Genomic DNA, 19340 nt, shown 5'->3' with positions numbered 1-19340 from the left:
GCGTGTCCGCGCTTTGGAATTGTAAACATGCACCTGCATATCGCCGGAATCGGTGGAACGTTCATGGCCGGTGTCGCGCTGTTGGCGCGTGCGCTCGGTCATAAAGTGACCGGCTCGGATCAAGGCTTGTATCCGCCGATGAGCACGCAGCTCGCCGAGCAAGGGATCGATGTCCGCAACGGTTACGAGCCGGCGCATTTAACGCCGACGCCGGATGTCGTTGTGATCGGTAACGCGCTATCGCGCGGCAACCCGCTGGTGGAAGCGGTGCTCGATCGCGACATTCCTTATGTCTCCGGCGCGCAATGGGTCGCCGAGCACGTGTTGCAGCATCGCTGGGTGTTGGCCGTCGCCGGCACTCACGGCAAGACCACGACCAGCTCGATGCTGGCGTGGATTCTCGAATACGCCGGGCTTCGTCCGGGGTTTCTCATCGGCGGTGTACCGGCGAATTTCGGTGTGTCGGCGCGCTTCACCGATTCGCGCTACTTCGTCATCGAAGCCGATGAGTACGACACCGCGTTCTTCGACAAGCGTTCGAAGTTCGTGCATTACCGACCGCGCACCGCCGTGCTCAATAACCTCGAGTACGACCACGCCGATATCTTTCCGGATCTCGATGCCATCAAGCGCCAGTTCCATCACTTGGTACGCATCGTCCCCGCCAGTGGTCGCCTGATCGTCAACGCTAACGACGGCAACATCGCCGATACGCTGCGCCTCGGCTGCTGGTCGCCGGTCGAACGTTTCGGTGCCGGTAGCGACTGGTCGGCGACGTTACTCGCGGCCGACGGTTCCCATTTCCGCGTGCACGCGCATGGGCGCGATGTTGGCGACGTGCGTTGGAGTTTGTATGGTGAGCATAACGTCGAGAACGCCCTGGCGGCGCTGGCGGCGGCGCACCACGCCGGCGTGCCGATCGAGCGTGGCTTGGCGGCGCTGACAGCGTTTCGTAATGCGCGCCGGCGCTTGGAGTTGCGCGGCGAAGCGAAAGGCATCTCGGTCTATGACGACTTCGCGCATCATCCGACGGCGATTCGAGTCACGTTGGCGGCATTGCGCGCCCGTATCGGCAACGGCCGGCTCATCGCGGCGCTCGAACCGCGCTCGAATACGATGAAGCTGGGCGTGCACCGCGACACCTTGGCCGAGTCGCTGGCCGGCGCCGATCGCGTGGCGCTGCTGCGGCCGACCGGTTTGTCGTGGGATATCGGTGAAGTTGCCAGTGCGCTGGGTAACCGCGGTGCGGTGTACGACAACACCAATGATTTGCTGGAAGCCCTCGTGACCGAGCTTAAGCCCGGCGATCACGTCCTCCTCATGAGCAACGGAAGCTTCGACAATCTGCACCTGCGATTGCTCGAACGCCTACGCGGATAAGCGCCGTGGCCGAGCTGCCGCTATTTTGTTTGCCAACCGTACTGTTTCCGGGAGGTCGTATGGAGCTGCGCGTGTTCGAGAAGCGCTACCTCGATATGATCACCGCCTGCCTCAAGGCCAACCGGCCGTTTGGGATTTGCTTGATCAAGCGCGGCAACGAAGTCGGCACCGCCGCCGATCCGCAGGAAATCGGTACGTTCGCCCACTTGCTCGATATCGACATTAACCAACCAGGCATCCTGCACGCGGTCGTCCGCGGTGGCGACCGTTTTCGAATTCGCCGTACGCGCGTGCAGAAGGATCAGCTGTTGCTGGCCGAAGTCGATCCGTTGCCGGAGACGACCTCGCCAATGCCGGCGCACCACGGGCGTTTGCTGGAAGCGCTCAAGCGCGTGCTCGAGCAAGCCGGCGCGGCGACGTACTTCGCACCGCCCCAACTCGACGACGCCGCCTGGGTTAGTGGCCGCTTAGCGGAACTGTTACCCCTACCGCTCGGTCTCAAGCAGGCGTTGCTCGAGCTCGATGACATCAACCGTCGGCTCGATGTGCTAGCTGAGCTGTTTCCGGCGCCGCCGCCGGAGCGTGTTAGCCCATAGCAAGTGTTGCCAGCGCAGCGTGTGTTGAATAGGCTGAGACTAAGTACGATTTTTTGAAGTGCGGTCGCTAGGTGCCGCATGCATTCATTAACTTGGGAGTCACTGCATGAAGAGTCGTTTCGTCGCGTTGTTGTCGTTATTGCTTATCCCGGTCACGGGGGTGTTGGCGCAAGAATTATCGCCCTCGCAGTACAAGACGTTGCCGGCGCGCATCGAGGTCGAAACCAGCGGTCCCAAGGTCGAGGTACGCGAGTTCTTCTGGTACGGCTGCATGCATTGCAACGCCCTCGAACCCACTATTCAGAACTGGCTCAAACACAAGCCGGCGAACGTTGCTTTCGTTCGGACGCCGGCGACCTTCGGCCGTTGGGCGCTGCACGCACAGGCGTATTACGCGTTCGAGGCGCTGGATGCGCTCGATAAGCTGCATTCGGCTATGTTCTATGAAATCCACGAAAAGAAACGTCGACTCGACAGCGAAGAAGCCATTGCCGAATTCGCCGCCGAGCACGGTATTCCGGCAGCGAAGTTTACCGAGGCGTTCAATTCGTTTGGCGTACGCCTGAAGCTGGAAAAGGCTAAGCATCTGGCCGAAGCGGCGGGCATCGATTCGGTGCCGACGCTGCTGGTCGACGGTCGATGGGTCACCTCGCCGGAATTGGCGGGTGGCGGCGAAGCGGCGTTAAAAGTGGTTGATCAACTCGTGGCTAAGGTAGCCAAGGAGCGTCCGAGTGCGAGCAAGGCTAAGCCAAAGAGCAAAGCGACCAAGTCGAGCAAAGGAAGTTAAGCCCACTATTTTCACGTTTCGTCGGGTTTTAGCGGTTCGCCCGACGACAAAACCGGTCGCCGCCGCTACTACCGCGGCGATGCGGTTGCCTATTCTTCAAAGCGCTGTAGCGAGCGGATATACTGAAATTTCCGCGAATATCGCCGTTTAGCGGCGTCTGAATCGGAATCATGCAAGACACTGCTAATAAGAATCGCCGGCCACTAGCGCCGCTGACCCCGTCGCCGCTAGCGGGCAGCAATTCCGCTTATCTCGAAGACGTCTACGAAGCTTACCTGCAAGACCCCAATTCCGTTGATCCCAGTTTCCGCGCTTACTTCGATCAGCTGCCGCGGGTCAACGGTAGCAGCGCCGAAACGCCGCACTCGCCGGTACGCGCTGCCTTCCGCCGGCTGGCGCGGACGCCGGGGATCGTCCAAGTCAACGCGCCGGCAGCGGTTGCCGGGATGGCGCCGACCGACAAAGAACGCAAGCAAGTCAAAGTCCTACAGCTCATCGACGCCTATCGCGTCCGTGGCCATCAACGTGCCAACCTCGACCCGCTTGGCTTGTGGCGCCGCCCAGAAGCGCCCGATCTGGAACTGCATTTCCACGGTCTGACGCCATACGACTTCGATACCATGTTCGATACCGGCTCACTGGTCGGCCCGCGCACGGCGACGCTGCGAGAAATTCTCGATCTGCTGAAGCGCACCTACTGCGGCACCATCGGCGCCGAGTACATGCATATCACCGACACCGCCGAGAAGCGCTGGCTGCAAAGCTGCTTGGAGAGCGTGCACGGTGTACCGAATTATCCGGCGGACGTGAAGCGCAATTTGCTCGAACGGCTGACGGCGGCGGAAGGATTGGAGCGGTACCTCGCGATCAAATACGTCGGTGTGAAGCGCTTCGGCCTCGAAGGTGGCGAAAGCATGATCCCGATGTTGGACGAGCTGATCCAGCGTAGTGGCTCCTACGGCATGAAGGAAGTCGTCATCGGTATGGCCCATCGCGGTCGGCTGAACGTACTGGTCAACGTCATGGGCAAGAAACCGTCCGACCTGTTCGCCGAGTTCGACGGCAAGGCTAAGTCGAGCGGCGACGGCACCGGCGACGTGAAGTACCACCTCGGCTACTCGTCCGACGTGAAGACGCCGGGTGGCCCGCTGCATCTCGCACTCGCGTTCAACCCATCGCATCTCGAAATCGTCGGCCCGGTCGTACAAGGCTCCGTGCGCGCGCGCCAACAGCGCATGCGCGATAAGTACGGCGCCCGCGTTATGCCGATCGTGATCCACGGCGATGCCGCTTTCGCTGGCCAAGGTGTGGTAATGGAGTCGTTCAACATGTCGCAGTCGCGCGGCTACACCGCGCGCGGCACGGTACACATCATCGTCAACAATCAAATTGGCTTCACTACCAGCGTGCAGCAAGACGCGCGCTCGACGATGTATGCGTCCGATGTCGCCAAAATGGTCGGCGCGCCGATCTTGCACGTGAATGCCGACGATCCGGAAGCGGTGATGTTCGTTACCCAGATCGCGCTCGACTACCGCATGACGTTTCGCAAAGACGTCGTCATCGATCTCGTTTGCTATCGGCGCCATGGCCATAACGAAGCCGACGAGCCGGCGATGACGCAGCCGATCATGTACCAGCACATCCGCCAGCTACCGACGACGCGCGAGCTATATGCCAAGCGGCTCATCGCTGAAAGCGTGGTCGATGCCGATATTGCCCGGGGTTACGCCAACGCGTACCAAAGGGCGTTGGATGCGGGCGATTGCGTGGTGCCGCACTTCATTCCGCGTGAAGAAGTGGGTTACTCGTATTACGCCGACTGGTTGCCCTACGTCGGCAAGGATTACCCGGCGATTGTCGACACCCGCATTTCGCTCGACACGATCCGTGAGCTCGGTGAACGGCTGAGTTCGTTGCCGGAAGGTTTTGAGCTGCACCCGCAAGTCGCCAAGCTCCTCGAGGCGCGGCGCAAGATGGCGGCCGGCGCGTTGGCAATCGATTGGGGCTTCGCCGAAATCATGGCGTATGCGACCTTGCTCAAGGATGGTTTTCCGGTGCGCATCTCCGGACAAGACTCTGGTCGCGGCACTTTCGGTCATCGGCACGCCGTGGTCTACAACGTCAAAGACGGCGCCGGTTATGTACCGTTGCGTGGTCTATACGAGGGTCAGCCGAACTTCATCATCATCAACTCGCTGTTATCCGAGGAAGCGGTGTTGGCGTTCGAGTACGGTTACGCAACCACCGATCCGAGGACGTTAGTAATTTGGGAAGGCCAGTTCGGTGACTTCGTCAACGGCGCCCAGGTGGTGATCGATCAGTTCATCAGCGCTGGCGAGCAAAAATGGAACCGTCTGGCCGGCATCACCTTGTTCCTGCCGCACGGCTACGAAGGCCAAGGCCCGGAGCATTCGTCCGGCCGACCCGAACGCTTTCTCCAGCTCTGTGCGCAGAACAACATGATCGTGTGCGCGCCGACGACGCCGGCGCAGATGTTCCATATGCTGCGTCGACAAATGCATTGGCACTGTCGCAAGCCGCTGATCGTGATGACGCCGAAGAGCTTGCTGCGCTATCGCCTGTCGTTCAGTACGCTCGAAGATGTAACGCAGCAAAGTTTCCGGCCGGTGCTGCCCGATATGGATCCGATCGATCCGAACGGGGTCACACGTCTGGTCCTCTGCAGCGGCAAGGTGTACTACGACTTGGTCGAGAAGCGGCGTGAGCGCAAGCAAACCGATACGGCGATCATCCGCGTCGAGCAGCTTTATCCGTTCCCGCACGAAGAGCTGTCGGCCGAGATGCGGCGTTATCCGAAGGCGAAGAAGTTCATCTGGTGCCAGGAAGAACCGAAGAACCAGGGCGCTTGGTACACGACGCAACATCGTTTCCGTCGGGCATTGCCGCCGGGCATTGAACTCGAATACGTCGGCCGGCCGACGATGGCGGCGCCGGCCGTCGGCAGTTCCGATTTGCACACAAAACAACTTCAAGAATTTCTCAACGAGGCGCTCGGGTCGCCGTAAGTCGCGACCAGTGAGGAGGCAACATGGCAGGTGAAGTCACGGTCCCGGCATTTCCCGAATCGGTCAAAGACGGCACGTTAGCCGCCTGGCGCAAGAAGCCGGGCGAGTCCGTCAGTCGCGGCGAAATCATCGCCGACGTCGAGACCGACAAGGTCGTGTTCGAAGTGCCGGCGGCCGAAGACGGCGTGCTCGACGAGATCGTTGCGCAAGAAGGCACGACCGTGATGTCTGGCCAGGTCATCGGCCGCATCACCGCTGGTAACGGCAAGCCAGCAACAGCGCCAAAGTCGGCGCCAGCGGCAGCCGCTGCTCCCAAGATCGGCGCGGCAGTGATGCCAGCGGCACGCAAAGCGGCGGTCGAGCGCGGCATCGATGTCGCTACGGTTGCCGGCAGCGGCAAGGGCGGGCGCGTATTGAAAGAAGACGTAGTGAAGCAGGCGGAAGCACCGACACCATCACCACGGCCAGTCGCCGGCGCACCGACGCCGGCGGTGGTTGAATTGCCGAGCGCCGGCAGCGCCGGTCGCCCGGAGAAGCGCGTACCGATGACGCGGTTGCGTAAGCGTATCGCCGAACGTTTAGTCGAAGCGCAACACACGGCGGCGATGTTGACCACGTTCAACGAGGTCAACATGCAGCCGGTGATGGATCTGCGCAATCGTTACCGCGAGACATTCGAGCGCGAGCACAAGGTGAAGCTTGGCTTCATGTCGTTCTTCGTGAAGGCGGCGATCGAAGCGCTGAAGCGTTTCCCCGAGGTCAACGCATCGATCGACGGTGACGACATTCTTTATCACGGTTATCAAGACGTCGGCATCGCCGTCAGCTCGCCGCGCGGTTTGGTCGTACCGATTCTGCGCGACGCCGATCGGTTATCGATGGCCGACATCGAAATGCGTATCAAAGATTTTGGCGAGAAGGCCAAGACCGCAGCACTGTCGCTGGAAGAGATCACCGGCGGCACGTTCACTATCACCAACGGCGGTGTTTTCGGCTCGCTGGTATCGACGCCGATTTTGAATCCGCCGCAAAGCGCCATCTTGGGTATGCACAAGATCCAAGATCGTCCGGTCGCAGAGAACGATCAGGTGGTGATTCGACCGATGATGTATCTCGCGTTGTCGTACGATCATCGCATCGTCGACGGCCGTGAAGCGGTACGCTTCCTCGTCACGATCAAGGAAATGCTCGAAGACCCGGCGCGTCTGCTGCTCGGTGTTTAAGCGGTTCGCGTCCCCCACAAGAAGCGCCTCCGCCGCCTCGGTTTAGGACGGAGTTATTATTTAAGGAACCCGGCGTATGTCAGATCGCTTTGATGTCATCGTTGTTGGCGCCGGCCCGGCCGGCTATATCGCCGCCATTCGTGCCGCCCAGCTCGGCCTACGCGTCGCTTGCGTCGACGACTGGCTCACGCCGGCCAACAAGCCGGCGCTCGGCGGCACTTGTCTCAATGTCGGCTGCATTCCGTCGAAGGCATTGCTCGAAGCGTCGGAACGCTATGTCGAAGCGAGCCACGCGTTTGCCAACTTCGGTATTCGCGTGCAAAGCGTCGCGCTCGATTTAAAAAAGATGATGGGTCATAAGGAAAAGATCGTCGGCGATTTAACCGGCGGTGTCGCGTCGCTGTTCAAATCGCATGGCATTGTCAGCTACGCCGGCAAAGGTAAATTGCTCGCTAACCGCGATGTCGAAGTCACCGAGCACAGCGGCAGCAAGCGCGTGCTGCAAGCGGAGCACGTGATCCTCGCGACCGGTTCGAGCCCGGTGCAATTGAAAGTAGCGCCGCTCGCCGGCGATCGTATCGTCGATTCCGCCGGCGCGCTGTCGTTCGATTCCGTGCCCGAGCGTCTCGGTGTGATCGGCGCCGGCGTCATTGGTCTCGAGCTTGGCAGCGTCTGGCGCCGGCTCGGTTCCGAAGTCGTGCTGCTCGAAGCGCAAGAGCGTTTCTTGGCAATCGCCGATGCGCAAGTCGCGCGCGAATCGCTCAAGCAATTCACCGCTCAAGGTCTCGACGTTCGCCTCGGCGCGCGTGTTAAGAGCGCGAAGCTGAATGGCAAGAAGGTGACGGTGGAATATGAAGACAAGAACGGAACGCACAGCATCGATTTCGATCGTTTGATCGTCGCTGTCGGCCGGCGGCCGAACACCGACGGATTGTTCGCTCCCGAGGCCGAGTTGCTGCTCGACGAATGGGGCTTCGTCTATGTCGATGGCCATTGCCGTACCAATTTGCCGGGCGTTTATGCGGTCGGTGACGTCGTGCGCGGACCGATGCTGGCGCACAAAGGCATGGAAGAAGGCGTCATGGTTGCCGAGACCATTGCCGGCCATCACGCGGAAGTGAACTACGACATCGTGCCCTCGGTTATTTATACGTTTCCGGAAGTCGCTTGGGCGGGTAAGACCGAAGAGCAACTCAAGGCCGCCGGTGTTGAATATAAAGTGGGTAGCTTTCCGTTCGCCGCTAACGGTCGCGCCAAGGCGCTTGGTGCGGCCGCCGGCTTCATCAAAATTTTGGCGCATGCCCACACCGACCGCGTGCTCGGTGTGCACATGGTTGGCCCGCAAGTGGCGGAGCTCATCGCTCTTGGTGTGATGGCCATGGAGTTCGGTGCATCGAGCGAAGATATCGCCATGACAATGTTCGCGCACCCGACGCTATCAGAATCGTTCCACGAGGCCGCTTTGTCGGTTCTTGGCCGGCCGTTGCATGTGGCTCAGCGCGTCGCTCGTACGGCCCGCACTGCTGATATTCCCTCCTAGAAATAACGGAAGCTCTACCAATTAGAGCTTCCGTTGTGTGGTTACGATCAGTGTTTTTGCTGATGCGTCGTCGAGGAGCGCCGCGCAAAATCTTGGCTCTTTAACAACTACGCCCAAGGATAGTGGGGCGCCAATAAACCCATTGGAGATCATCATGCGCAAGGAAGTCGCAAGGCGTCATCTAGTGTTTTTATTATTGGCAACGACTCTCATGTTCCCCGTCGTTGTCATGAGTGAACAGCCCAGCAAGAAATCGAGCTACATGCCGGTCGTGATCGACGAAGAGTTCGCGTCGGTCATCACGCGCATGAAAGCCGCCAAGCCAGCCGTCATGAAACGACAAATGGATTTACTCGAAGAACGCTACGACTTGAGCGATCGTCCGGCGAACGGTGTCGTCATGACGCGCGGAAAACCGGTGCAAGACGGTGTGCGCGTCAAACTGCCGGCGGGCACGAACTGGGGCAAGATCGCGTCGATGAACCCCGAAGAAATTAAAGAGAAGAATCTGTTCCCCGCCGGCTTCCTGCCGTTGCCGCATCCGAATCATCCCGAAGGCGGAATGTTGTTCCCGCAATTTCACATTGATGAAATCAAGAAGCAGGAAACGCGCGACCTGACGCGGTTCGATCTCGAGTTGGATTTACCGGATCGCTTCTTGCCAGAATTTCCGGCGCCGATTTTTTTAACGACGCGACCGGATCTCGGCGATGTGTCGCAAGGCAAGTTGCTCACAATCGATAATTTCTATGAGCTGTTCAACGGTATCTTGAATCCGAAGCAGCTCGATGGCTTGCGACTTTTATTGACGCCATTCCCGCAACAACAATTCAACATGACCGAAGACCGGCGCTCGGCGCGGCCAAGCCGCGGCGTCGCCTGTTTCGATTGTCACGCGAATGGCCACAGCAATGGCGCCACTCATTTAGTCGGCGATATTCGCCCACAGGAATTTCGGCATCGCATCGATACGCCGAGCTTGCGTGGTGTAAACATCCAGCGGTTGTTTGGTTCGCAGCGCGCCTTGAAAACCGTCGAAGATTTCACCGAGTTCGAGCAGCGCGCGGCCTATTTCGACGGTGACCCGGTCATTGCTACCAAAAAAGGCATCAACGTGCTCGACCGCGGTAGCCAAGTGCATCCCATGGCGGAATTTCAGGAGTTGTTGGATTTTCCGCCGGCAGCCAAACTTGGTATCGACGGCAAGCTCGATGCCCGTAAGGCAACCGCGGCAGAGATGCGTGGTCAGGCGGTGTTTTTCGGTAAAGGCCAGTGCGCCACCTGCCATACCGCGCCGTATTACACTGACAATCTGATGCACAACTTGAAAGTGGAACGTTTCTACCAACCGCGGTTGATCAACGGGATGATGGCGAGCGCCGATGGCCCGATTAAGACTTTCCCGCTGCGGGGTGTCAAAGACTCGCCGCCGTACTTGCACGACGGCAGACTGTTAACGCTGGACGATACCGTCGAGTTCTTCAACTTGGTCCTGGAGTTAAAGCTGGCCGACCCAGAGAAGAAAGATTTGGTCGCGTTCCTGCGTCAGCTTTGAGCGGCGGACGTTTGCCGGCTGGCTATGATGTTGAGAGCGAGGCCGGGATTCATACCGCTGCGCCCATATACGGACGTACGGTACGGCATCTTGCCAAGACCGCAGGCGAAGAGAAGTTATGGTGCGCCCTAGAGGATTCGAACCTCTGACCTTCAGCGTCGGAGGCTGACGCTCTATCCAGCTGAGCTAAGGGCGCGAAACACTGAGGAAATACGAAGGCGCTAAGGATACCCGGGGTGTCGTCGAGCGTCTACGACGGGATTTCGGCATTTTCGCCTAGCGCCTTCGCCGCTATACTAGCGCGCGATTATTGGGCCGCCGATCGGCGGGAATTTCAACTCAAGCAAATGTTTAAAGGCAGATCATGAGTGATCGTGAATTTCTAAAGATATTTTCCGGCCTGATGGGCTCGCTCGCCGTATTGGCGGTAGTGCTCTTTGTTTTGGCCAACATCCTCGGGGGTAAGGTGGTTCCCGAGGGTGCCGACATGGTCGCGGTGGCCGAGCGGATCAAGCCGGTTGGCGAAGTGACTATCGGCTCCGGCGTCGACCTGATCGCAACCGCCAATGCGGCCGGTGCCGACAAAGGCAAATCGGTTTTCGACGGTACTTGCAATGCTTGCCATGGAGCGGGTGTAGCGGGCGCGCCGAAAGCGGGCGACAAGGCCGCTTGGGCGCCGCGCATTGCGCAAGGTACCGCCAAGCTGTACGAGCACGCGCTTAAGGGTTTTCAGGGTAAGAGCGGCTTTATGCCATCGAAGGGTGGTAATGCCGGTCTGGCCGATGCCGACGTGAAAGCGGCGGTCGATTACATGGTGTCGAAGGCGAAGTAATCGTCCGAGTAGTAGTCGTAAAAGGGCGGCCAATGGTCGCCCTTTTTTTATGGGGTCATCATCGGTCGATCGAGCGTGCGGTATTGAATGGCCTCCGCTAAATGAGCGGCTGCCACGTTTTCCGCCATCGCCAAATCCGCAATCGTTCGCGCCACCTTCAAGATTCGATGATACGCACGGGCGCTTAGGCCTAAACGGCTCATTGCCTGCTCCAGCAAGCTTTGACCGGCAGCATCGAGCTGGCAAACCTCTTCCAACTGTTTGTTCGTCAGCATCTGGTTGTTGCTGTTATAACGGCCCCGTTGTCGCTCGCGCGCCGCCTGCACGCGCTGACGCACCGTTACCGATGTCTCCCCAGCTTCCGTCGCGCGTGCCAGCAGCACCTCGCGTGGCACGGCCGGTACCTCGACATGCATATCGATGCGATCGAGTAATGGCCCGGAGATGCGTGCACGGTATTGGCGCACGCGTTCTTCGGTGCAGCGACAACGGCCGCTGGTATCGCCGAGATAACCACAAGGACAGGGGTTCATCGCCGCCACCAGCTGAAAGCGCGCCGGAAATTCCGCTTGCCGGGCAGCGCGCGAGATGGTGATCGTTCCTGACTCGAGCGAAAAAGCTAGGTAATGAAAGTACTAAAACGAGGTATGGTTAGGACTTTCGAAAAAAGGTTTTACATTTTTATGTGCACATATCGATCGCCATCGTCGTTTCCGTCCCTGGGTACCATTGGTAAAGTCCTACACCGTTTACCGTCTCGCGTCGCGATAGCGCTGTTGGCTCTTTACGTCGCCCATGTGACAGCGAGAGCTGAAGACGCACAGCCCTTGCCAGCCGGCGCTACGTATGAGGTCGGGCTTTCGCCATATGGCGGCGCGCTGGATCTAGTGCTAAACGGAATACACAGCGCGCGTCGATCTATTCGAGTGGCCGCGTATAGTTTTTCGAGTAAGCCGATCGCTGAGGCATTGCTCGAGGCGCAACGGCGTGGGATCGACGTAAAAGTGGTTGCCGACGAGAAAAGCAATCGGAACTATTCGGCGACGAAATTTCTCGCCAACCAAGGTGTACCGGTACGGCTTAATGGCAACTACCCTATCTTTCATCATAAGTTCATGGTGATCGACAACGACACATTGGAGACGGGCAGCTTCAACTACAGCAAGGCGGCAGCTGAGAAGAACGCAGAAAATGTACTACTGCTTTCGCATGTGCCAACACTCGCCGCGAAATATGCGGGCGAATGGCAACGGTTGTGGAATGAAGCGGCGGAACTAAAGCCCGCTTACTAAAATCATCAACGGACAGTTAGTGTCGATATTGCGATCACGTCGCCCGCAACTATCGTCTTGACGATCCCATGTTGTCTGGGGCTCAATGCCAGTTAACTAACACAACCATTTGAGAAACTGGTTGGTGCTGTATTGCTACGTCCTCCCACTTTTGTTTCGACAACATGATAAATTCTTCAAAATTCTTTGATGACCGGGACGATCGTTAATAAAGCTGCGCCAAGCAGCAAAAATCATGGAGGAATTATGTCGTACTCAGCTGAAATCAGTCGTGATAATCCTACCGGTTTTTTATTTGTAATCGATCAATCGGGATCGATGGAGGACACGACAGAAAGTGGTCGCTCAAAGGCACAAATTGTTGCGGATGTTCTAAACAAAACACTTCAAACGTTGATCATCAGTTGCGCGAAATCCGACGGCGTACGCAGTTATTTTGATGTTGGCGTAATCGGTTACGGTGGTGCAGGTGTTGGAACAGGATTCGGCGGAGCACTATCAAATCGAATTATGCATTCGATTAAGTCGGTGAGCGATTCTCCGGCTCGAATCGAAGAGCGAAGGAAGAAGGCCGACGACGGTGCAGGTGGTATCGTCGAGCAGAAGATCAAGTTCCCCGTGTGGTTCGATCCTCAGGCATCGGGGGGCACCCCAATGTGCGCGGCACTAACTAAAGCCGCCGAGATCATGGTCGAGTGGTGTGACTCTCACCCAAATAGCTATCCACCTACCATTCTTCACGTCACAGACGGTCAATCTACCGACGGTTCCCCCGAATCGATTGCTGATGGGTTGCGGCAGATATCAGTGCGCGATGGGCAGTGCCTCCTATTCAACCTTCATGTCACAACAAATGGTGGCCAGGAAGTTTTCTTTCCTGGTATGGAAAGCCAGGCACCAGACGAATATTCAAAAATACTATTTCGTATGTCGAATATTCTTCCTCCGCACTTGTCGAGGCTGGCCCGCGATAAGGGTTATAGCGTGAGCGAAGGTTCTCGAGGTTTTATTTATAATGGCGACCCGGCGGCAATCGTTGATTTCTTCGAGATTGGAACGCGACCCAAGTTGGTAGCCGATAGATGATACGATGGAAAGAGTCGCCACGGATTTGCAGCTGGTGCTGCGATGCGAATTATCTGTCGCCAAAGACTCCCGTTATCGTAATGAGGACAGTTTTCAATCTTCAGATCGACGTGGTGTTTATGCACTGAGCGACGGCGCATCGATTTCATACGACTCGGCGTCGTGGTCGCAGATACTAACGCGACGTTTTGCACGTTTTCCAATAATCGATCAGGAATGGCTCAGCCAAGCAATCGCTGATTTCGACAAGCTGCACAACCGCGACGCCATGGATTGGATACAGCAATCTGCTTTCGATAGAGGAAGCTTTGCTTCCTTGTTAGGCGTGCGTTACGACAAACACACTGAAAATTTATTGATTACTGCTATCGGAGATTCCATAGCAGTTCTTTGCGATGGCGACGAGATAAAGGCAACCTTCCCTTATCACGCACCGGAACAATTTGATCTCGATCCCTATCTGCTTTCTACGAATTCGGCTAAAAATAGTTTCTTCGAAGAAGGTCATCTTAAATTCGAGCATGTCGTTGAATTGTCGCTAACCGATTTTTCCAAACCGACAGTTTTCTGTATGATAGATGCTCTCGGTCGATGGTTTTTCGAGCATCGCAATGCAGGCCTGTCGCCGGTTGCAACTCTTCGCGACGTTGCCCAAAAGACTCAAAAACAATTTTTAAATTTTGTTGAAGCAGAGCGTGCTGCAAAGCGCATGAAATACGACGACACCACACTATTGGCATTGTGGTAGAAACGCGTATGTCCTATCCGGCGCCTATTGAATACAACGAAGCGATCCAGAATCCGAGCACCGCATTTCTTGATCAAGAGCTGAAGCAGGGAAAAATCGAGGAAAACAACCAAGGTCTCCCGCTTGTCCTAAGCGGAGGTTTTGCCCTTACTTACCTGCTCACCACTCGTCGAGGAAAATCGGCCGTCAGATGCTTTCACAGACAGGTGCCTGGAGTAGAAAACAAGTACGCATTAATTGGAAAGAAAGTTAAAGCGCTTAATAGCAACTACTTCGTTGCTTTCGACTATCAGCACAACGGCATTCGAGTAAAGGATGGTACCTACCCTATCGTTCGAATGGATTGGGTAGATGGCGACACACTAGGGGTATATCTCGATAAAAATTATAGCGATGCGTCGAAGTTGCGAAAGCTGCGGAGTGATTTTCAGGCGCTCTCGGCGTTTCTGGAATCTAGCGGCATCGCGCATGGGGACATTCAGAACGGCAATGTAATTATTTCTAACAACGTCGTTCGGCTGATTGATTACGATGGGATGTATGTAGAAGGGCTCTCACCGAATTCCGGCACAGAAGTTGGCCACAAACATTTTCAGCACCCTGGACGCGCTGCGACCAATAATTTCGGGCCAACGATTGATAGGTTCAGCTTTATCGCCATCGACCTAAGTCTTCAGGCGCTAATTGAAGAAAAGTCGCTCTACAAAAAATATCGGGAGGGCGGCGAAACGATAATATTCAAAGCGAACGATTTTGCCGATCCCCAAAGTTCCCAGCTGTTGCAGCGTCTGGTGGGTGTGGAGTCATTACGGCTGTATGTCGAGCGCTTTATTTCCGTATGCAGTGCTGATATCCAAAATGTACCGTCGTTATCGGATTTCCTCGCCGGAAAAAATATACCGAGTGCGAGACTCGCATCTGTTCGGGTTATTTCACCATCAACAACACAAAAACCCGCGGGGTATATACCCGCCTTTGAAGTTGTTGATGCAACCGATTATCTAGCCGCTTCCCGCCAGATCCACAACCGTGTCGAGTTGATAGGAAAAATTCATTCAATAAAGGACGGAGTCGGAAAGCGCGGTAGAGGCAAAGGAAAGCGTTTTGTCTTTATTAATTTTGGTTCGTGGCGAAGCAATATTGTGAAAATCACGATTTGGTCAGAAGGATTGTTGCAACTGACCGAAGCACCATCGGAGGCATGGGTAGGCCGGTGGGTTAGTGTTGTGGGTCTTATTGATCCGCCGTATCAAGGGCAACACTACAACGTTCGGTACACCCATGTCGGCATTACAATTACGGATGGCGGTCAGATTAACTTTATAGGCGAGAAGGAAGCGCGTTATCGGCTTGAGAGCGTTGCTTCCAAGATGCGGCAACCGGCAGAGCGACCGGGTAACAGAGAAATACTTGCCAGCATTGCTAGAAATTCGACTCAGTCCCCATCGACATCAGCCAAATCATCCTCAAACGTTACTGCAAGTACGCCAAATGCCGCTATCCTTGCGAAGATTAAACAACAAAATATTTCGCCAGCTGCTCCAATCCAGATCCCGTTTGCTCCTGTTGGGACGCGCGGTCAGACGTCACAACCTTGGCTCAAGCTGCTTCGGAAAATTCCCGCGTGGATTTGGGCTGCCGTGTCGATGGTTTTGCTTATCGTGTTATCGAAGCGCTGATCGGCCTCGCATATTTAGATTATTTAGAGATATGACCCATGCTCGATAGAGAACTCGTCAAAGTTGCACGAGATCGCGTTGAGCTTGAAATCAGCGAGGCGAACACCAAGCTGCGACTCGAAATCGAACGCGTAAAAGCCGAGATGAGTGCTCAGGGACGGCTGCGATCCGGCAATACAGTGATGCGTATTACGGACCTATGTGTCGACGCAGTTAATTACAGAGCGCATCTTGCCTGGCTAATTTATTTCCGTTTTATTAGTACCGCTGGCGTTCTTTACTCTTCAAACTTGGGTGGCGAACTGAAAGAGCTGGTCGCTTACCATGTTCCCGAAAAACTCGCGGTGTTGAGGGAACACGTAAAGCAAGCGGCTCAACTGGGCGGATCGAGTGAAGGTGGTTTGGCGGCTCAGCTCGAAGCATCGCTCGATGCGGCGCGTGACACGACACTTGCAAAAGTAGGAACAGAGATTGATCTATTTGTGCACTCTCTTAAAAAGCGCGAGGAGAAGAGCGCAGAATCGAGATCGACTATTTTCAATATTTATTCTCCCGTTGGCGCTATACAAACTGGCAGTGGCTCGATCAGCAGCGTAATTCAAAGTATTGATATGGGCACCAAGGATCGTTTACATGAGGCACTGAGAAAGATTCAGGTTGATCTAGGAAACGAACTGATTTTCGGAGAGATGCCGAAAGCAGAAATTATCGAGCTGGTGCATGAAAGTCGCGAGGAACTATGTAAGGAAAAACCCAACCTCACAAAACTACGAGGAGGCTTATCTGCAATTGGCGCCTCGATTCAGACCATTGCTAGCATGCGGCCCGCTTATGACGCGTTGAGAGAAGCGCTAGCTCTTATTGGGGTTTCACTTCCATAAGTTCTACAGCGGCAAATGTGTACTGGGAAGACGAATCTAAGCATCTTTATTGGATGCAAGATCCGACTACGAAAAGGCAACCAACTCTGCCCGAATTTTTTTGAAAAGTTCATCGGCGTTGCGGTAGTTGCCTGCTTTTACATACGCGAAGGCTAAAAGTGTAAGCGGGTGAACCTTCATCGTTTCCGCTATTGCTTCAATTTTCTCAATCGTAGGGCTCTTCATGCCTCTTTCCAGCGTGCTCATGTAAGTCCGGCTGGACACGACTGAAAAGTCTTCCTGTGTTAGCTCCCTCGCCTTTCGTATTTCCTTAAGAGCCCGACCAAGCGCAAGTTTTGTTTTCACGAGGATGTCCCAAGCTAAAAAGGACACCCAATTAAGTGCATTGCGCACTATAGGAGTACAATCTATAGTGTTCATTTTGTCGGGCGCGGCCAGCAATGCCGGCTCAATGCAAAAAAGACATAAGCTTAAAAAGATGGTCCCGACAAACGTCGGGGCGCAAAAATGTTCGAAACAACTGACTACGCCGAGATAGATCTGCCAGCAGCATTCCGGGAAGACGGAAACCGCGCCTGGTCCTACGTTTTCCGTCGACTCCACGTCCCCTGGTTTCATCTCGTTTACCAATTTCAAGCTGAGGACAGCGTCCGGCTGCGCCAGCCCGCCTTTCTCAGCGAGATCGATCAACTGCGCCAGTTCCAAGAAGAGGAAGGGGTCGAACTTAAGGAAGTCCAAATCGTACTGCCCCATCACATGACCGGTGCAGATCGCTGGACGATGGAGCCGCTGGCAGAGATCTGGGAAGGCGTCGAGCCCCAAGCCAACTGGCAAAAAGCCTACGTCTACGTGCTCAAGAACGGTAACCGGTTAGTCGTCTCCGGATTCGATACCAAAGAGACCGACTTACTCGATCGCCGCCTCGTATTCCGCAGCCCGATCAAGAAGCGGCGCACCAAGCGTTCGTAGATCACGATAACGATGTCGGAGGGACGACCATGGCCGGTTGGAAAGTGACAGGGATATCGATAGCGATCACGGTTCTCGGATATGGATGTACTGGCGTATCAGGAACCGTTAACAGCAGCGAAGCCGCGAAATCGCTAACGGTCGAAGACTTCATCGCTGCCAATCTACACAGGCCGGACCATGTATTGATCGTCCGGTACACCAACCCCGATCCAAAGAATCTCTCCATGCCGAGAGACAAACTGCAGACCTACTGCCAAACCCAAGGCGGCAATCTCGAACGAACATCAAAGACCAGATTTCCTGAGGTCTACGCGCCGGCCGCCGAACCCTATCTCGGCGAATTCCTGTGCCGTAAAGGCGATACGAAGCTATGGGCAGTCGATATACGCCCCACCGGGCCGGCGAAGTATGAAGGACCGACCGCAGTCCTTTTCGGCAGCTCGCCGGGAAACGACTACCAGGTAAAGCTCCAGGCCCGAGAGATAAGCACCGCCGTTATTGCACTAACTTCCTGCTACACCGAAGAAGCAAAGACAACGCTGGCCGCCGCCGAAGACTTCCTACGCAATAAGCTGAACGTTGTTCCTCGCATCGATGATCGCAGCGGCTTCAACAAGCGGTGGAACTCGGGTGGGTTTATCGAAGTATCCAAGAAGATCGTCTCCCAGTGCCCGACCACTCTCAGCGACGTGACGTACCAGGTAACGATCAACAAGCGGTCAAGCGCCGAACAATCATTTACCTACGATGTCGACAAGTTCGAATACTTTCCAGTAGCGTATAAGCCAGAAGGCGTCACGTTGACGCCGACCGTTACGATTCGATCGATTCGGCTTCACGATCTGCATCCACCGCAGCATTTCGGCGACCAAAATCTACAAATCGAGATCGCCAGCATCGACGGCACCTCGGTTCGCTATCGGCTTCAAAACTTAACGAATCGATATGTGGACGTCGAAGCGGTTGCGGTTCATATCAACCAAAGCATTAGGAGTGTGTCGGCAAGTCGCTCCATTCCGCCAAATGGTCAAACAACGTTCGACGTCATGGAAGCGCCAGCAGGTACGGCTGAGCTCGTCCCCGTAACATTGACTGCCGAGCAGGCCAAGTCGCGCAGTATCCGTATCGGCATATCCGCGAAATACCGGCTGAACGACAAGACCGAATCCCTTCACCGGGAGCAACGGTTCACCTACGCGCAGCTGGCCAACGACTAAGCAATGTCATCCTCAACGACACCCAAGAAGCTAAAGCGTAAGAAGGCATCACATACTTCGAAAGCTAGCGCTTCGCGTCTGGAAGTTCTTGCCGATCTCGTTGACCACAATGAAGCTCAGCGTGAGGCGCACTTCGAGCGCGTTCTTGCTGACCTAGAAATGCTGGATCCAGAGATCGTCAACCACGCCGTGAGTGTTTTAGGGGATCGACATCGGGCCGCACGCTGGTTTGCAACACCCAAGCGCGTCATGCCCAACGGGGAATCACCGTTACGCGCCGTCGCTCGAGGTCGACGGAACAATGTATTGCAGGCACTTGGTCGAATTGACCACGGAATCTTCAGCTGACCTCTCAACCACGCAATGATGAAACGTAACCGCGACGATCTTATTGCTGCTGCCGCAGCAATTAATCGCGTGCTCCGCGAGGAGACGCGAAAAGTGGTGCTGGAGATGCATCGCCAAGGGGTGTCGACGCACTACATGGAAGACGGCAAATGCATCGAGGAGCGGCCGGATGGCT

At 55.9% G+C, this 19340-nt stretch carries 18 protein-coding genes, 1 tRNA gene and 1 pseudogene; 17 read left to right on the top strand and 3 right to left on the bottom strand.

The annotated features are described in order from the left end of the window. The first annotated feature begins 27 nt into the window (after window positions 1–27). From mpl to HY308_04385, 7 genes are all read left to right on the top strand, one after another. On the top strand, window positions 28–1380 hold the full coding sequence (mpl, locus tag HY308_04415; GenBank protein MBI3897524.1) for a UDP-N-acetylmuramate:L-alanyl-gamma-D-glutamyl-meso-diaminopimelate ligase: 1353 nt from the start codon (window positions 28–30) through the stop codon (window positions 1378–1380). Further along, window positions 1377–1976: an LON peptidase substrate-binding domain-containing protein gene (locus HY308_04410; GenBank protein MBI3897523.1), complete on the top strand. Its 600-nt coding sequence runs from the start codon at window positions 1377–1379 to the stop codon at window positions 1974–1976. Before mpl ends, HY308_04410 begins: the two co-directional genes overlap by 4 nt. A gap of 106 nt (window positions 1977–2082) precedes the next feature. After that, a complete protein-coding gene (locus tag HY308_04405; protein MBI3897522.1) occupies window positions 2083–2763 on the top strand; it encodes a thiol:disulfide interchange protein DsbA/DsbL in 681 nt (226 codons plus the stop codon). Between the two features lie 170 nt (window positions 2764–2933). Continuing rightward, window positions 2934–5792 carry a 2-oxoglutarate dehydrogenase E1 component gene (locus tag HY308_04400; GenBank protein ID MBI3897521.1) on the top strand — a complete coding sequence of 953 codons (2859 nt, stop codon included), beginning with the start codon at window positions 2934–2936 and terminating at the stop codon, window positions 5790–5792. A 23-nt stretch (window positions 5793–5815) separates the two neighbouring features. Further along, on the top strand, window positions 5816–7015 hold the full coding sequence (odhB, locus tag HY308_04395) for a 2-oxoglutarate dehydrogenase complex dihydrolipoyllysine-residue succinyltransferase (GenBank protein MBI3897520.1): 1200 nt from the start codon (window positions 5816–5818) through the stop codon (window positions 7013–7015). Window positions 7016–7091: 76 nt separating this feature from the next. Further along, on the top strand, window positions 7092–8555 hold the full coding sequence (gene lpdA, locus HY308_04390; protein ID MBI3897519.1) for a dihydrolipoyl dehydrogenase: 1464 nt from the start codon (window positions 7092–7094) through the stop codon (window positions 8553–8555). A 154-nt stretch (window positions 8556–8709) separates the two neighbouring features. Next, window positions 8710–10110, top strand: coding sequence for a cytochrome B6 (locus HY308_04385; GenBank protein ID MBI3897518.1), 1401 nt, complete (start codon window positions 8710–8712; stop codon window positions 10108–10110). A gap of 119 nt (window positions 10111–10229) precedes the next feature. On the opposite strand, the gene HY308_04380 is transcribed toward HY308_04385, so the two are convergent. Beyond that, window positions 10230–10306, bottom strand: a tRNA-Arg gene (locus HY308_04380). A gap of 168 nt (window positions 10307–10474) precedes the next feature. Here HY308_04380 and HY308_04375 point away from each other — a divergent pair. Beyond that, a complete protein-coding gene (locus HY308_04375) occupies window positions 10475–10942 on the top strand; it encodes a cytochrome c5 family protein (GenBank protein ID MBI3897517.1) in 468 nt (155 codons plus the stop codon). 47 nt (window positions 10943–10989) lie between these two features. On the opposite strand, the pseudogene HY308_04370 reads toward HY308_04375, so the two are convergent. Continuing rightward, window positions 10990–11553, bottom strand: a pseudogene (locus HY308_04370) (ATP-binding protein). A gap of 72 nt (window positions 11554–11625) precedes the next feature. Between HY308_04370 and HY308_04365 the strand changes: the two are divergent. From HY308_04365 to HY308_04345, 5 genes are all read left to right on the top strand, one after another. After that, window positions 11626–12234, top strand: coding sequence for a phospholipase D family protein (locus tag HY308_04365; protein MBI3897516.1), 609 nt, complete (start codon window positions 11626–11628; stop codon window positions 12232–12234). A 246-nt stretch (window positions 12235–12480) separates the two neighbouring features. After that, window positions 12481–13320 (top strand): VWA domain-containing protein, encoded by an 840-nt coding sequence (locus HY308_04360; protein MBI3897515.1) that lies wholly within the window; start codon window positions 12481–12483, stop codon window positions 13318–13320. A 4-nt stretch (window positions 13321–13324) separates the two neighbouring features. After that, the gene (locus tag HY308_04355; protein MBI3897514.1) at window positions 13325–14068 is read left to right on the top strand and encodes a hypothetical protein; all 744 of its coding nucleotides are present in this window, start codon (window positions 13325–13327) and stop codon (window positions 14066–14068) included. Between the two features lie 8 nt (window positions 14069–14076). Beyond that, window positions 14077–15747, top strand: coding sequence for a serine/threonine protein kinase (locus tag HY308_04350; protein ID MBI3897513.1), 1671 nt, complete (start codon window positions 14077–14079; stop codon window positions 15745–15747). 38 nt (window positions 15748–15785) lie between these two features. Next, on the top strand, window positions 15786–16628 hold the full coding sequence (locus HY308_04345; protein ID MBI3897512.1) for a hypothetical protein: 843 nt from the start codon (window positions 15786–15788) through the stop codon (window positions 16626–16628). 66 nt (window positions 16629–16694) lie between these two features. Here HY308_04345 and HY308_04340 read toward each other — a convergent pair whose 3' ends face one another. Next, window positions 16695–16973 (bottom strand): helix-turn-helix transcriptional regulator, encoded by a 279-nt coding sequence (locus tag HY308_04340; GenBank protein ID MBI3897511.1) that lies wholly within the window; start codon window positions 16971–16973, stop codon window positions 16695–16697. A 411-nt stretch (window positions 16974–17384) separates the two neighbouring features. Here HY308_04340 and HY308_04335 point away from each other — a divergent pair, with 411 nt between their 5' ends. From HY308_04335 to HY308_04320, 4 genes are all read left to right on the top strand, one after another. Continuing rightward, window positions 17385–17597: a hypothetical protein gene (locus HY308_04335; protein MBI3897510.1), complete on the top strand. Its 213-nt coding sequence runs from the start codon at window positions 17385–17387 to the stop codon at window positions 17595–17597. A 29-nt stretch (window positions 17598–17626) separates the two neighbouring features. Then, window positions 17627–18817: a hypothetical protein gene (locus HY308_04330; GenBank protein MBI3897509.1), complete on the top strand. Its 1191-nt coding sequence runs from the start codon at window positions 17627–17629 to the stop codon at window positions 18815–18817. 3 nt (window positions 18818–18820) lie between these two features. Then, window positions 18821–19165 carry a DUF2384 domain-containing protein gene (locus HY308_04325; protein ID MBI3897508.1) on the top strand — a complete coding sequence of 115 codons (345 nt, stop codon included), beginning with the start codon at window positions 18821–18823 and terminating at the stop codon, window positions 19163–19165. A 15-nt stretch (window positions 19166–19180) separates the two neighbouring features. Beyond that, on the top strand, window positions 19181–19340 hold a 160-nt coding region (locus HY308_04320), incomplete at its 3' end, for a hypothetical protein (protein MBI3897507.1).

The sequence above is a fragment of the Gammaproteobacteria bacterium genome, assembly GCA_016199745.1.
Classification (GTDB): Bacteria; Pseudomonadota; Gammaproteobacteria; order Acidiferrobacterales; family Sulfurifustaceae; genus JACQFZ01.
This window is presented reverse-complemented; position numbering and strand designations above follow the sequence as displayed.